9 protein-coding genes and 2 pseudogenes are annotated in these 14,698 nt (G+C 67.7%); 10 read left to right on the top strand and 1 reads right to left on the bottom strand.

Translation table 11 applies throughout. The annotated features are described in order from the left end of the window. The first annotated feature begins 240 nt into the window (after window positions 1–240). The 5 genes and pseudogenes from AB431_RS20315 to AB431_RS31620 all read left to right on the top strand — a co-directional run. Entirely contained in the window at window positions 241–2,187 is a 1,947-nt protein-coding gene (locus AB431_RS20315) for a 2-oxoacid:acceptor oxidoreductase subunit alpha (RefSeq protein ID WP_047331449.1), read from the top strand. Further along, window positions 2,184–3,260 carry a 2-oxoacid:ferredoxin oxidoreductase subunit beta gene (locus AB431_RS20310; RefSeq protein WP_047331448.1) on the top strand — a complete coding sequence of 359 codons (1,077 nt, stop codon included), beginning with the start codon at window positions 2,184–2,186 and terminating at the stop codon, window positions 3,258–3,260. Before AB431_RS20315 ends, AB431_RS20310 begins: the two co-directional genes overlap by 4 nt. Window positions 3,261–3,278: 18 nt before the next feature. Continuing rightward, on the top strand, window positions 3,279–3,857 hold the full coding sequence (mobA, locus tag AB431_RS20305) for a molybdenum cofactor guanylyltransferase (RefSeq protein WP_082135754.1): 579 nt from the start codon (window positions 3,279–3,281) through the stop codon (window positions 3,855–3,857). 872 nt (window positions 3,858–4,729) lie between these two features. Beyond that, window positions 4,730–4,963 (top strand): annotated as a pseudogene (locus AB431_RS20300) (transglycosylase family protein); the annotation flags it as partial. 284 nt (window positions 4,964–5,247) lie between these two features. Beyond that, a pseudogene (locus AB431_RS31620) lies at window positions 5,248–5,463 on the top strand (transglycosylase family protein); the annotation flags it as partial. 201 nt (window positions 5,464–5,664) lie between these two features. Here the strand turns inward: AB431_RS31620 and AB431_RS20290 are convergent. Continuing rightward, the gene (locus AB431_RS20290) at window positions 5,665–6,831 is read right to left on the bottom strand and encodes an FAD-dependent oxidoreductase (protein WP_047331444.1); all 1,167 of its coding nucleotides are present in this window, start codon (window positions 6,829–6,831) and stop codon (window positions 5,665–5,667) included. Window positions 6,832–6,867: 36 nt separating this feature from the next. On the opposite strand from AB431_RS20290, the gene AB431_RS20285 reads away from it, so the two are divergent. The 5 genes from AB431_RS20285 to AB431_RS20265 are packed head-to-tail and all read left to right on the top strand — an operon-like array spanning window position 6,868 to window position 14,689. Beyond that, a complete protein-coding gene (locus AB431_RS20285) occupies window positions 6,868–8,874 on the top strand; it encodes a prolyl oligopeptidase family serine peptidase (protein WP_047333630.1) in 2,007 nt (668 codons plus the stop codon). A gap of 22 nt (window positions 8,875–8,896) precedes the next feature. Next, window positions 8,897–10,156, top strand: coding sequence for a trans-acting enoyl reductase family protein (locus AB431_RS20280; RefSeq protein WP_047331443.1), 1,260 nt, complete (start codon window positions 8,897–8,899; stop codon window positions 10,154–10,156). Window positions 10,157–10,182: 26 nt separating this feature from the next. After that, a complete protein-coding gene (locus AB431_RS20275; protein WP_047331442.1) occupies window positions 10,183–12,864 on the top strand; it encodes a valine--tRNA ligase in 2,682 nt (893 codons plus the stop codon). Next, complete coding sequence (locus AB431_RS20270) at window positions 12,861–14,264, top strand: folylpolyglutamate synthase/dihydrofolate synthase family protein (protein ID WP_047331441.1); 1,404 nt, start codon at window positions 12,861–12,863, stop codon at window positions 14,262–14,264. The genes AB431_RS20275 and AB431_RS20270 overlap by 4 nt, the downstream gene beginning before the upstream one ends. Then, the gene (locus tag AB431_RS20265; RefSeq protein WP_047331440.1) at window positions 14,261–14,689 is read left to right on the top strand and encodes a DUF4233 domain-containing protein; all 429 of its coding nucleotides are present in this window, start codon (window positions 14,261–14,263) and stop codon (window positions 14,687–14,689) included. The genes AB431_RS20270 and AB431_RS20265 overlap by 4 nt, the downstream gene beginning before the upstream one ends. Window positions 14,690–14,698 lie beyond the last annotated feature (9 nt).

Raw genomic sequence — 14,698 nt, 5'->3', positions numbered from 1 at the left:
TCGGAGAGTGACGAACGACACACTTTTGTCTCATGCGGGCTCTCGATCATGTCCGTGAGCTGTGACTTCCCCGCAGGCTGCACGGCGTGTCAGGAGCGCGCCGCAGCCGGGCTTGCCTAAGAAAGTGCAATAATCGGTACTGCGAGTGACAGCAACTCCTGGGCTGTCGATTCCGTCGGCGCGTCCCACTGACAGCGACGCGGGATCTACGCCCGGCGGGACAGGACGAAAGGCGGGGACGTGGGTCCGAACGGCAACGGGGCTACGGGGGACCGGCAGAAGCTGGAAAAGGTGGTCATCCGGTTCGCCGGTGACTCCGGTGACGGCATGCAGCTGACCGGCGACCGGTTCACCTCGGAGGCCGCGCTGTTCGGCAATGACCTTGCTACGCAACCGAATTACCCTGCCGAGATCCGGGCACCACAGGGCACGCTGCCGGGCGTCTCGTCCTTCCAGATCCAGATCGCCGACTACGACATCCTCACCGCCGGTGACCGTCCGGACGTCCTCGTCGCCATGAACCCCGCGGCGCTGAAGGCCAACATCGGCGACCTCCCGCGCGGCGGGCTGGTGATCGCCAACTCCGACGAATTCACCAAGCGCAACCTCGCAAAGGTCGGCTACGAGGCCAACCCGCTCGAGAGTGGCGAGCTCGACGACTACGTCGTACAGGCCGTCGCGATGACGACGCTGACCCTCGGTGCCGTCGAGGCGATCGGCGCAACCAAGAAGGACGGCCAGCGCGCCAAAAACATGTTCGCGCTCGGCCTGCTGTCGTGGATGTACGGCCGGCCGATCGAGACCAGTGAGACGTTCATCCGGGAAAAGTTCGCCCGCAAGCCCGATGTCGCCGAGGCCAACGTCCTCGCGCTGAAGGCCGGCTGGAACTACGGCGAGACCACCGAGGCGTTCGGCACCACCTACGAGATCTCCCCGGCCAAGCTGGCTCCGGGCGAATATCGGCAGATCTCCGGCAATACCGCCCTGGCTTACGGCGTGATCGCCGCCGGTCAGCTCGCCGACACGCAGGTGGTGCTCGGCACCTACCCGATCACGCCGGCGTCGGACATCCTGCACGAGCTGTCCAAGCACAAGAATTTCAACGTCCTGACCTTCCAGGCCGAGGACGAGATCGCCGGCGTCGGCGCCGCGATCGGTGCGTCCTACGGCGGCGCACTTGGCGTGACCAGCACGTCGGGTCCGGGAATCTCGCTGAAGTCCGAGGCCATCGGCCTGGCCATGATGGCCGAACTGCCGCTGCTGGTGATCGATGTGCAGCGTGGCGGACCGTCCACCGGCCTGCCCACCAAGACCGAGCAAGCGGACCTACTGCAGGTGATGTTCGGCCGCAACGGCGAGTCGCCGGTGGCCGTGCTGGCCGCAAGCACTCCCTCGGACTGCTTCGAGGTGGCCATCGAGGCCGCCCGCATCGCGCTGACCTATCGCACGCCGGTGATCTTGCTGTCCGACGGGGCAATCGCCAATGGATCGGAACCGTGGCGGATCCCGGACATCGACTCCTTCGAGCCGATCGAGTCCAACCATGCCAAGGCAGGCGAGGAATTCCAGCCCTACGCACGGGATCCCGAGACGCTGGCTCGCCAGTTCGCGGTACCGGGCACGCCCGGCCTCGAGCACCGCATCGGCGGCCTGGAATCGGCCAACGGTTCGGGCAACATCTCCTACGAGCCGGCCAACCACGACCTCATGGTCCGGTTGCGTCAGGCCAAGATCGCCGGCATCACGGTGCCCGACATCAAGGTCGACGACCCGACCGGCGACGCCGAGCTGTTGATCCTCGGCTGGGGAAGCTCGTTCGGACCGATCGGCGAGGCATGCCGGCGGGCGCGCCGCCGCGGGATCAAGGTCGCCCAGGCTCACCTGCGGCATCTCAACCCGTTGCCGGCCAACCTCGGGGAGGTACTGCGCAAGTACCCGAAGGTCGTGGTCCCGGAGATGAACCTCGGCCAGCTGGCGCTGCTGCTGCGCGGCACGTACCTGGTCGACGTCCAGTCGGTCACGAAGGTGGAAGGCATGGCGTTCCTGGCCGACGAGCTGGAAGGCATCATCGATGCCGCCCTCGACGGGACGCTGGCTGAAAAGGAAAGCGACAAAGCGAAATTCGCCAGGCTTGCGGCAGCTACCGTGAGTACTGGAACCGATGTTGGCGCGGGAGTGAACGCATGACTGACCTGATCGGCTCGGACCTGCTGGCACCGAGTGTGTCCAAGACGGCGTGGGTGCCGACCACCGACGAGCCGCAGAAGGCCAAGGACTTCACCAGTGACCAGGAGGTCCGCTGGTGCCCCGGCTGCGGCGACTACGTCATCCTGAACACCATCCGCAACTTCCTGCCGGATCTGGGTCTGCGCCGGGAGAACATCGCGTTCATCAGCGGTATCGGGTGCTCGAGCCGGTTCCCGTACTACCTGGAGACCTACGGTTTCCATTCGATCCACGGTCGCGCCCCGACCATCGCCACCGGCTTGGCGCTGGCCCGTCCGGACCTGTCCGTGTGGGTGGTGACCGGTGACGGTGACGCCCTCTCGATCGGCGGCAACCACCTGATCCACGCGCTGCGCCGCAACGTCAACATCACGATCCTGCTGTTCAACAACCGGATCTACGGGCTGACCAAGGGCCAGTACTCGCCGACCTCCGAGGTCGGCAAGGTCACCAAGTCCACCCCGATGGGCTCGCTGGACCATCCGTTCAACCCGGTTTCGCTGGCGCTGGGTGCCGAGGCGACATTCGTCGGCCGGGCGCTTGACTCCGACCGCAAGGGCCTGTCCGAGGTGCTGAAGGCCGCTGCCGAGCACCGCGGTGCCGCGCTGGTCGAGATCATGCAGGATTGCCCGATCTTCAACGACGGCTCCTTCGACCTGCTCCGCAAGGAGGGCTCCGAGGAGCGGATCATCAACGTCCGCCAGGGTGAGCCGGTCACGTTCGGCGCCAACGGCGAGTACTGCGTCGTCAAGACCGGGTTCGGACTGGACGTCGCGAAGACGGCCGACGTGGCGGCCACCGACATCGTGGTGCACGACGCGACGATCGCGGACTCCGCCTACGCCTTCGCGCTGTCGCGGTTGAGCGACCAGAACCTCGAGCACACGGTGATGGGCGTCTTCCGGCAGGTCAACCGGCCGACATACGACGACGCCGCCCGCGATCAGGTTCGCCTGGCTCGGGAGGCCACCCCGCATGACCGGCACGCACTGCAATCGCTGCTGCGTGGCCGCGACACCTGGACCGTCGACTAGCCGGGCCCAGACGCACCCGTGAGCACGCCCGCCCCGCTGGCCGCCGTAGTACTGGCTGGTGGGGCGTCGCGGCGCATGGGCCGCGACAAAGCCACGCTGCCGCATCCTGACGGCGGTACCACGATGGTGGAATACACCGTTGCCGTGCTGAGCTCCCGCTGTGCGCCGGTGTTCGTGATCGCCGCACCCGGTCAGGCGCTGCCCGCGCTGGAAGCGCAGGTGCTGCGTGACGAGGTTCGCGGGGTGGGTCCCTTGCTTGCCACCGGACGCGGGCTCCGGGCTGCCGCCGCGGCCGGGGCGGAGCGTGCGTTTGTCAGCGCCGTCGACATGCCGTTCCTGTCCACCGGCGTCGTCGACGAACTCGCGTCGCACCACGGCGTCGACGTCGTGCTGCCGTGGGACGGCCGCGATCACTACCTGGCCGGCATCTACCGCACCGACTTGGCCGACCACATCGATGCCCTGGTCACGGCCGGGGATCGAAGTATGCGGGCGCTGGCCGAAACGGTCGTCACTCAGCGGATCGTGATCCCGGCCAGTCGGGCACTGGCTAACGTCAATTCACCGACCGATCTGGCGCAGCAAATCGCCGGATAATCGGCATACGCGTTGACATCGCTGCCGATCAAGAATGCGATCGAAACCGATATTCACACGCCGTGGCTGCCTCCCGGCTCGATGTTCAGGACCGCTTGAGCGGCAACATAATTCAGGTAATGCCGGGTGCGTCTCGCCGCGGTGTCAAGGGCTCGCCGCCCGGTGCTGAGCTGCCCCGGAGAAATCAACCGCGTCTTTTTCTCGCAGACTGCGCCGCCAGCTAACCAATGGCGTGGCCGCGGGGCTGTTGGGGCAGGTGAGACAGGGTGGCTTGCTGTGGTCTGCAGATTTCGCAAATCCTCATGCCTTGCGTTATCAAAAACATGTGTCGCACGCCACAAATAGTGCGTGATTAACGTCACTGAATTTACGGGCGTGTCAACAAATTGCCTGGTCGCGAAATGGCGAGCTGACCTGCACAGACAACTCATAGCTTTGACTTGTAACCATCTCGTGATCTGACCGAGATAAGCGCATCGCTGATGTGACTTCGCTTCTGAGGCTTTGTACGGTCCTACCCGATCCCTTTAGGGAGCAAACAACTGCAGATATGACTCCACACATTTGAACCCTGCGTGTGAGCGGGGCCGGGGAGGTCGCAAGCGACCTTCTGTGGATCACCGGGTGATCAATTCCGCGGTGATGCCGGCCGTCCCGCTGTCGTGCCCGACCGAGACGGCGCGACCCGAAATCCGGCTGTCCTGAGAAGGACTGCATCCGTCGGAAACGACGAGCCGGTTGTTGGCACGTGCGCGGCGAAAGGAAAACCGTTGAACAACGTCCGCAAGACGCTCGCTCGATCCCTCGGCATGGCCGCCATCGGTGGCGCTGCCGTCATCGCACCCTTGACCATCGGCACCGGTACCGCTTCGGCGGACGGCATGAACTGGGATGCGGTAGCAGCGTGCGAGTCCGGCGGAAACTGGGCGATCAATACCGGTAACGGCTACTACGGCGGGTTGCAGTTCACCCTGGGCACCTGGCGCGCCAACGGTGGCGCGGGTTCGCCGCACCAGGCTTCGCGCGAGGAGCAGATCCGCGTGGCGGAGAACGTCCTGCGCAGCCAAGGTCGTGGCGCCTGGCCGGTCTGCGGTCGGCGCGGCTGATACAACGCCTCACAAGAGTGGCGCCGGGTCGAAGACCCGGCGCCACTCTTATTTCTTGGATCACTTCCTTATCAAAATTCTCAGAGAAATCAATCGACGCGCCCGTAACAACTGCATCACAAGCTGCGATTCACATCACAGCGGCACACCACGTGCCCCCTTTGTCGGGAAGGGACACACCAATGAGCACTTTGCGCAGGATCGTCACCCTCGCAGTCATCTCCGGAGCGCTTGCCCTCGCCGGGTTCGTCCTGAGCATCGGAAATGCCAGTGCAGACAGCGGTGTGAACTGGGACGCGGTCGCTCAGTGCGAATCCGGTGGCAACTGGGGTGCCAACACCGGCAACGGCTTCTCGGGTGGGCTGCAGTTCAGCGACGCGACCTGGAAGGCGAACGGGGGCATCGGCAGCGCGGCCCACGCGTCGCGTGAGGAGCAGATCCGGGTCGCCGAGAATGTCGCCCGCAAGCAGGGCATGGGTGCGTGGCCGAAGTGCGGCCAGGCGGCCGGCGCGCCGGCCTTCGCCACTCCCGTTTCTGGCGGCGTCGCCCCGGCTCAGGGTGGCGCTTGCGCCAACGTTCAGAGCGGCCCGTTCAAGTCGATCGACTTCAACAAGATGTGCCAGGCCTTTCACGACCCGGCCGGCGCGATCGCCAACGCCCTCGGCCTTCACTAAATCTGTCGCTGACGACGCCCAGCCGGTTCAGGCCGACTGGGCGTCGTTGCGTGTAGGCAACCGGAACGCCGATCGTGCGGCGATCGAGGCCAGGTGGCGGGTCACCAGGAACTCCGGCAATACGACTGTCGACCGGCTGGCCAGCGCGCTCAGCGCCGCAGGGCGCAGATTGACCACACGGCCGATCAGCTGCGATTCACGAGCGATTGCTCGGACCCGGCCGCGGCGGAACGCCTCGAAGGCGGCGAAGGCCGTCGGCAGGTCGGTAGACAGGTCGACGAACGCACCCAGTACCGCGGCGTCCTCCAGCGCTTGACAGCCGCCCTGGCCCAAATGTGGCCGCATGGGGTGGGCGGCGTCTCCGACCAGCACCACCGGTCCCGCCGCCCAGCGTTTGGCGGGGCTGCGGTCGTAGAGGTCGTTGCGCAGAACCTCGGCGGGCTCGGTGGCGGCGAGGATGGCGGGGATCGGCGCGGCCCACGACGCAAACTTCCCCCGCAGATACGCGAGCTCGCCCTGCGGCGCCGATGCGCCCTCGGTAGCGCGTTCGGTGGCGAACCAGTACGTCCGGTCGGCTCCCATCGGGACGTGGCCGACCTCCGCGCCTGCTCCCATGGTCTCGCCGGCCAGGTCGGGGTCGATCGCGAACACGGCAACCCCGCGCCAAGCCGTGTAGCCGGCATAGCGGCGCGGGAGCGGGCCGTTGAGGTGGCGGGCCACCACCGAACGGGTGCCGTCCGCGCCGACCACCGCGTCGACGTCGCGGGTGGAGGAGTCCGCCAGGTGCAGCCGCACCCCGGTGGGTGTGGTGGTCAACTCGCAGACCGCCAGTCCGTTGACGACGGTCCCAGCCGCGAGCGCCCCGGCCAGGATGTCGCGCAGTGCGGCGCGCTGCAGTACGACCAGCGGTTCGCCGAGCGCGGTGACGATCCGCTCGCCGGCCGGGCGCCGCAACCATCGGCCGTCCTTCCAGCGGATCGCGCCCGCCGCGATGCGGCCGCCGGCCGCGCGCACCTGCTCGCCCAGCCCGAGGTGGTCGAGGGCGGCCAGCGCGTTGGGCCAGATGCTGATGCCGGCACCTGAGCCGGTGTCGGTGCGCTCTTCGATCACGGTGACGTAATGACCGCGCTGGGTCAGCGCCGCAGCGGTAGCGAGTCCGGCGATGCCAGCCCCCACGACTGCGATCTCGGCCATGCCCTGAACCTACGGGGCGTGTGCTACCAACAGGGCATGACCTCAGGCCCGTTCGACGATCTCGACGACTACATCGCCCTACCACGGGTTTCCGGGCTGGCGGCGTCGGCCGACGGATCGCGCGTCGTCGCAGGCGTCGCCGAACTCAATGCCGCCAAGACCGAATACGTCACCGCGCTGTGGGAGCTGGACCCCGAGGGGGCGGCGCAGGCCCGCCGGCTGACGCGAGGCGCCAAGGGGGAATCGTCACCGGCGTTCACCGCAGCCGGCGACCTGGTCTTCACCTCCGTGCGTCCGACCGAGGACGACGACACGCCGCCGGCCGCGCTGTGGTTGTTGCCTGCCGCGGGTGGCGAGTCCGTTCAACTGGCCGAGCTACCCGCCGGGATCACCGCCGTGCGGACCGCACGCAACGCACCCGTCGTGGTGATCGGTGCGCCGCTGCTGCCGTCGTCCGACTCCCTCGACGAGGAGCGCCGACTGCGGAAAACACGTAAGGACAACAAGATCAGCGCCATCCTGCACACCGGGTATCCGGTGCGGTACTGGGACAAGGACTTGGGCCCGGAGGAGACGCACCTGTTGCGCGTGGCCGCTGACGGTGAGCTGACCGACGTGACGCGCGATCCTGGGCCGGCCCTCGGGGAGGCGGATTTCGCCGTGAGCCCGGACGGCAGCTTCGCGGTCGCGACGTGGCGGGTGCCCGCGCCGGGAGTCGCATTGCGGTCGGTCCTGGTGCGCATCGACCTGCAGACCGGCGAGCGCGCGGTGATCGCTGACGACCCCTTCGCCGACCTGGAACACCCGGCCATTTCACCCGACGGCACCCAGGTGGCCTTCACCCGCGAAACCGCGTCGACGCCCGACCAGGCTCCGCGAATCACGCTGTGCCACTTGAATCTTCATTCAGGAGACTGGTCGCAGACGGCGACCGACTGGGACCGGTGGCCGACCACGGTGACCTGGGCGCACGACGGCTCGGCGATCCTGGTCACCGCCGACGACAACGGCCGGTGCCCGATCTTCTCGGTTGGACTCGATGGCGTCGTCCGCCGGCTCACCACCGATGACTTCAGCTACAGCAACGTCATCAGCGCACCCGACGGCGTTCTCTTCGCACTGCGTAGCTCATATGCCGCGCCGCCGCACCCGGTACGGATCGAGTCCACGGGAACCATCACCGCGTTGCCGTGCGTCGAATTGCCTGAACTTCCAGGTGAATTGACCGAAATCGTCGCTACCGCCGCCGACGGCACCTCGGTGCGGTCCTGGCTGGTGCTGCCTTCCGGCGGGCAGGAGGTGACCGACCGAGCGACCCAGCCCGCGCCGCTGCTGCTCTGGATCCACGGCGGACCGCTGGGCAGCTGGAACGCGTGGTCATGGCGGTGGAATCCGTGGCTGATGGCCGCTCGTGGGTATGCGGTGCTGCTGCCCGACCCCGCGCTGTCCACCGGCTACGGGCAGCAGTTCATCCAGCGCGGCTGGGGGGCGTGGGGCGGCCCGCCGTACGAGGACCTGATGGCCGCCGTCGACGCCGCGGTGGCCGACCCGCGCATCGACGAAGGCCGCACTGCGGCGATGGGCGGCTCGTTCGGCGGCTACATGGCCAACTGGGTGGCCGGCCACACCGACCGCTTCGCGGCGATCGTCACGCATGCCAGCCTGTGGGCGCTCGACCAGTTCGGCCCGACAACCGACGGCGCGTACTACTGGGCGCGCGAGATGACACCGGCTATGGCACAGGACAATTCGCCACACCGCTTCGTCGAGCACATCAAGACCCCGATGCTGGTCATCCACGGTGACAAGGACTACCGAGTGCCCATCGGCGAGGCGCTGCGGCTGTGGTACGAGCTGCTGACCACCTCTGGACTGCCGGCCGCCGACGACGGCACGTCGGTGCACCGGTTCCTGTACTTCCCGTCGGAGAACCACTGGGTGCTCGCTCCGCAGCACGCGAAGATCTGGTACCAGGTGGTCACCGCGTTCTTGGCCGAACACGTGCTGGGGGAGCCGGCGCAGTTCCCCGAAACGCTGGGCTGACTCGCCCCGGTAAGTTGGCCTCATGACCGCACCAGAGCGAGAATTCGACATCGTCGTATACGGGGCCACCGGATTCGTGGGCAAGCTCACCGCCGACTACCTGGCCCGCAAGGGCGGCGATGTCAAGGTCGCGCTGGCCGGTCGGTCCCCGGAGAAGCTGCTGGCCGTTCGGGAGACGCTCGGCTTAGCGGCCCAGGACTGGCCGATTCTGACAGCCGATGCCGCCTCGCCGTCGTCGCTGGCCGACATGGCCGCGCGCACCCGCGTCGTCATCACCACCGTCGGCCCCTACAGCCGCTACGGTCTACCTCTGGTGGCGGCCTGTGCCGCGGCCGGCACCGACTACGCCGACCTCACCGGTGAGGCGATGTTCGTGCGACAGAGCATCGACGACTACCACAAGCAGGCCGTCGACACCGGCGCACGAATCGTGCACGCGTGCGGATTCGACTCCATCCCTTCGGATATGAGCGTCTTCGCGCTGTACCGGCGGGCGCAGAAGGACGGCACCGGCGAGCTCGGTGACACCGACTTCGTGCTGCGCGGATTCTCCGGCGGCGTGTCGGGCGGCACGGTCGCCTCGATGATCGAGGTCTTCCGCGCCTCCTCCAATGACCCGAACACTCGGCGCATGCTCGAAGATCCGTACACGCTCACCCAGGACCGGGCCGCCGAGCCTGAGCTCGGTCCGCAGCCCGACCTGCCGTGGCGGCGGGGCCGCGAGATCGCGCCGGAGCTCGCCGGGGTGTGGACCACCGGCTTCGTGATGGCCATGTACAACACCCGCATCGTGCGCCGCAGCAACGCGCTTCTGCAGTACGCCTACGGCCACCGGCTGCGCTATGCGGAGTACATGAGCGTCGGCTCGTCGGTCGCCGCGCCGGTGGTGTCGGCGGTGGCTAGCGCGGCCAACAACGGTGTCGTCGCGCTGGGCAGCCGGTTCTTCCGCCTTCTGCCGCGGCGCCTGGTGGAGCGCATCGCGCCCAAGCCCGGCACCGGGCCCAGCGAGCAGGCCCGCGAGCGCGGTTACTACCGCGCCGAGACCTACACGACCACGACGACCGGCGCGCGCTACCGCGCCACCATCCACCAGGAGGGTGATCCCGGTTACAAAGCGACGTCGGTGATGTTGGGCGAATGCGGGCTGGCGCTGGCACTCGACCGCGACAAGCTGTCGGATCTGCGCGGGGTGCTGACCCCGGCCGCCGCCATGGGCGATGCCCTGCTCGACCGCTTCCCGGCGGCCGGGATCTCCCTGGAGACGGTCCGCCTCGACGGCTAGTGCGCGCGCATTCCTAGAATTGTCGGGTGACCACCACTGACGACTCCCGCGCCGACGCCCTGCCCAAGTCCTGGGATCCGGGTGCCGTAGAGGGGGAGATCTATCAGGGCTGGGTCGATGCGGGCTACTTCACGGCCGACGCCACGAGCGATAAGCCCGCGTATTCCATCGTGCTGCCACCACCGAACGTCACCGGCAGCCTGCACATGGGGCACGCGCTGGACCACACGCTGATGGACGCGCTGACCCGGCGCAAGCGCATGCAGGGCTACGAGGTGCTGTGGCTGCCGGGAATGGATCACGCCGGGATCGCCACCCAGAGCGTCGTCGAGAAACAGCTCGCCGTGGACGGCAAGACCAAAGAGGACTTCGGCCGCGAGCTGTTCGTCGACAAGGTCTGGGATTGGAAGCGCGAATCCGGCGGCACCATCGGCGGCCAGATGCGTGCGATCGGAGACGGCGTCGACTGGAGCCGGGACCGCTTCACCATGGACGACGGTCTGTCCCGGGCGGTGCGCACGATCTTCAAACGCCTCTACGACGCCGGCCTGATCTATCAGGCCGAGCGGCTGGTGAACTGGTCTCCGGTGCTGGAGACCGCGATCAGCGACCTCGAGGTCAAGTACGAGGACGTCGAGGGCGAATTGGTGTCGTTCCGGTACGGGTCGATGAACGACTCCGAGCCGCATATCGTCGTGGCCACCACCCGTGTGGAGACCATGCTCGGCGACACCGCGATCGCGGTGCATCCCGACGACGAGCGCTATCGGGCCCTGGTTGGTCAGACGTTGCCGCATCCGTTCCTCGACCGGCAGATCATCATCGTCGCCGACGCACACGTCGACCCCGAATTCGGTACCGGTGCAGTTAAAGTCACCCCCGCGCACGACCCGAACGACTTCGAGATCGGCCTGCGACACCAGCTGCCGATGCCGACGATGCTGGACACCAAGGGCCGGATCGCCGACACTGGAACGCAATTCGACGGTATGGACCGTTTCGAGGCCCGTGTCGCGGTGCGCGAGGCGCTGGCCGCCCAGGGTCGCATCGTCGCCGAGAAGCGACCCTACCTGCACAGCGTCGGACATTCCGAGCGCAGCGGCGAGCCGATCGAACCGCGCCTGAGCCTGCAGTGGTGGGTGAAGGTCGAATCACTGGCCAAGGCGGCCGGCGATGCGGTGCGGCGCGGCGACATCGTCATTCACCCGAAGAGTCTCGAGCCGCGCTGGTTCGGCTGGGTCGACGATATGCACGACTGGACCATCTCTCGGCAACTGTGGTGGGGCCACCGCATTCCGATCTGGCACGGGCCCGACGGCCAGAAGGTCTGCGTCGGGCCCGACGAGACACCGCCGGAGGGCTGGGAGCAGGACCCCGACGTGCTGGACACGTGGTTCTCGTCGGCGCTGTGGCCGTTCTCCACGATGGGTTGGCCCGACCGTACTCCCGAGTTGGAGAAGTTCTATCCGACAAGCGTTTTGGTGACCGGATACGACATCCTGTTCTTCTGGGTGGCGCGCATGGTCATGTTCGGCACGTTCGTGTCGGGCGACGAGGCGATCACGTTGGGCGGCGCGCGCGGGCCGCAGGTGCCGTTCGAGAATGTCTTCCTGCACGGGCTGATCCGCGACGAGCACGGCCGCAAGATGAGCAAGTCGAAGGGTAACGGCATCGATCCGCTGGATTGGGTGGAACAATTCGGTGCCGACGCGCTGCGGTTCACCCTGGCCCGCGGCGCCAGCCCGGGTGGTGACCTGTCCATCGGTGACGACGCCGCTCGCGCGTCGCGCAACTTCGCCACCAAGCTGTTCAACGCCACGCGGTTTGCGCTGATGAACGGTGCCGCGCCGGCACCGCTGCCGGATATCGCCGAGCTCACCGACGCCGACCGCTGGATCCTGGGCCGCCTGGAAGAGGTTCGCGCCGAAGTGGATTCGGCCTTCGACAGCTACGAGTTCAGCCGGGCCTGCGAATCGCTGTACCACTTCGCCTGGGACGAGTTCTGTGACTGGTATCTGGAGCTGGCGAAAGTGCAGCTCGCTGAGCAGCTTTCGAATACCACCGCAGTGCTCGCCGCGGTGCTGGACACCCTGCTGAAGCTGCTGCACCCGGTGATGCCGTTCGTCACCGAGGCGCTGTGGAAAGCGCTGACGGGTGGGGCCGGGGCGAGCGAAGCGCCGGGAAAGGCGGCGTCGCTCGTGGTCGCGCAGTGGCCGACCTCCTCGGGCATCGCACTGGATATTGCTGCCGCCCAGAGGATTGCCGATGTGCAGAAGCTGGTGACCGAGATCCGGCGATTCCGCAGCGACCAGGGCCTGGCCGACCGGCAGAAGGTTCCGGCCCGCCTGACCGGTCTCGATGCGGCCGGTCTTGGCGCCCAGGTCGCCGCCGTCACCTCGCTGTCCTGGCTGACCGACGCGGGCGCGGACTTCAACGCCAGTGCCCACATCGAGGTGCGGCTGTCGACAGGCACCGTCAACGTCGAGGTCGACACCTCGGGCACCGTCGACGTGGCCGCCGAACGCCGGCGCCTGGAAAAGGACCTGGCCGCGGCGAACAAGGAATTGGCAGGCACCACAGCCAAACTCGACAACGAGGCGTTCTTGGCCAAGGCGCCCGACGACGTCGTCGCCAAGATCCGCGGCCGCCAGCAGTTGGCCGGCGAGGAAGTCGAGCGGATCACCGCCCGACTGGCTGCGCTCGCATGACCCAGCCGCCCACACCTGATGAGATCGCCGCACTGTTGCAGGTGGAGCACCTGCTCGATCAGCGCTGGCCCGAAACGAAACTCGAGCCCAGCACCGCGCGGATCGAGGCGCTGATGGAGATGCTCGGCTCACCGCAGCTGGGCTACCCGTGCATCCACATCGCCGGGACCAACGGCAAGACGTCGGTGGCCCGCATCGTCGACGCGCTGCTGACCGCATTCAGCCGCCGAACCGGGCGGACCACCAGCCCGCACCTGCAGTCTGCGGTGGAGCGCATCGCGATCGACAACGAGCCGATCAGCCCCGCCCGCTACGTCGAGGTCTACCGCGAGATCGAGCCGTTCGTGCAGCTTGTCGACGCCCAATCGCAACGCGACGGCGGCCCGGCGATGAGCAAGTTCGAAGTCCTGACCGCAATGGCGTTCGCCGCGTTCGCCGACGCACCCGTCGACATCGCCGTCGTCGAGGTCGGGATGGGCGGGCGCTGGGACGCCACCAACGTTGTCGACGCGCCCGTTGCCGTGATCACCCCGATCGGCATCGACCACGCCGAGTATCTCGGTGACACCATCGGCGAGATCGCCGCCGAGAAGGCAGGCATCATCGGGGCGCCGCGCGGCGAACTGGTGCAGACCGACACCGTCGCCATCATCGGCCGCCAAGCTCCTGAAGCGATGGAAGTGCTTCTGGCCCAGGCGGTCTCCTCCGACGCCGCGGTGGCGCGCGAGGATTCCGAATTCGCGGTCCTCGGGCGCCAGGTCGCCGTCGGGGGACAGGTGCTGCAGCTGCAGGGCCTCGGCGGGGTGTACTCCGACATCTTCCTGCCGCTGCACGGCGAGCATCAGGCCCACAACGCCGTCGTCGCGCTGGCCGCGGTCGAGGCATTCTTCGGCGCCGGCGCCGACCGGCAACTCGACGTCGACACGGTGCGGGCCGGGTTCGCCGCAGCCGCCAGCCCCGGCCGGCTCGAGCGGATGCGCAGCGCGCCGACGGTGTTCCTCGACGCCGCGCACAACCCGGCCGGCGCTGCCGCCCTGGCTGACGCGTTGACGTCGGAGTTCGACTTCCGGTTCCTGGTGGGCGTGCTGTCGCTGATGGGGGACAAGGACGTCACCGGCATCCTCACCGCGCTGGAGCCGGTCTTCGACGAGGTTGTCGTCACCCACAACGGCTCACCCCGGGCGCTGGAGGTCGACGCCCTGGCGCTGCGGGCCGAGGAGATATTCGGGCCGGACCGGGTCGCACGAGCCGACACGCTGCCCGATGCAATCGAGATCGCCACCGCGCTGGTCGAGGACTCCGCGGCCGAGGACGGCTTCGCCGGGGCCGGGATCGTCATCACCGGCTCGGTGGTGACCGCCGGCGCGGCGCGCACCCTGTTCGGGAAGGACCCGCAATGAGCGACACCCCCGAGTTGCCGGCGCCACAGGAGCCCAATGTCGCAGGCCCAGCGGCTCCGGACCCCTGGAAGAGCTTCCGGGGCGTCATGGCCGGCACCCTCATTCTCGAGGCGATCGTCGTGCTTCTGGCGTTGCCGGTGGTCAGCATGGTCGGTGGCGGCCTGAACGGCTGGTCCACGGCCTACCTCGTGGGATTCGCGGTGTTCCTGGTGCTGCTGGCCGGCGTGCAGGGCAGGCCGTATGCCATCTGGCTCAACCTGGGCGTGCAGCTCATCCTGGTTGCCGGATTCGCCGTCTATCCGGCCGTCGGGATGGTCGGAGTGCTGTTCGTGGTGGTGTGGGCGATCCTCGCCTACCTGCGCGCCGAGGTCCTCCGCCGGCAGCGCCGCGGCCTGCTGCCCGGCCAGCAGCAACAAAGTGACTGACGGGTACGC

It is taken from the genome of Mycobacterium sp. EPa45, from assembly GCF_001021385.1.
In the GTDB taxonomy this organism is placed as follows: domain Bacteria; phylum Actinomycetota; class Actinomycetes; order Mycobacteriales; family Mycobacteriaceae; genus Mycobacterium.
This window is presented reverse-complemented; position numbering and strand designations above follow the sequence as displayed.

What these genes read in the sequence shown, in the direction of transcription:
- AB431_RS20285 (WP_047333630.1), top strand. Translation starts at nt 6,868, where the DNA reads ATGACCTCAGGCCCGTTCGACGATCTCGACGACTACATCGCCCTACCA.
- AB431_RS20310 (WP_047331448.1), top strand. Translation starts at nt 2,184, where the DNA reads ATGACTGACCTGATCGGCTCGGACCTGCTGGCACCGAGTGTGTCCAAG.
- AB431_RS20270 (WP_047331441.1), top strand. Translation starts at nt 12,861, where the DNA reads ATGACCCAGCCGCCCACACCTGATGAGATCGCCGCACTGTTGCAGGTG.
- AB431_RS20280 (WP_047331443.1), top strand. Translation starts at nt 8,897, where the DNA reads ATGACCGCACCAGAGCGAGAATTCGACATCGTCGTATACGGGGCCACC.
- AB431_RS20290 (WP_047331444.1), bottom strand. Translation starts at nt 6,831, where the DNA reads ATGGCCGAGATCGCAGTCGTGGGGGCTGGCATCGCCGGACTCGCTACC.
- AB431_RS20265 (WP_047331440.1), top strand. Translation starts at nt 14,261, where the DNA reads ATGAGCGACACCCCCGAGTTGCCGGCGCCACAGGAGCCCAATGTCGCA.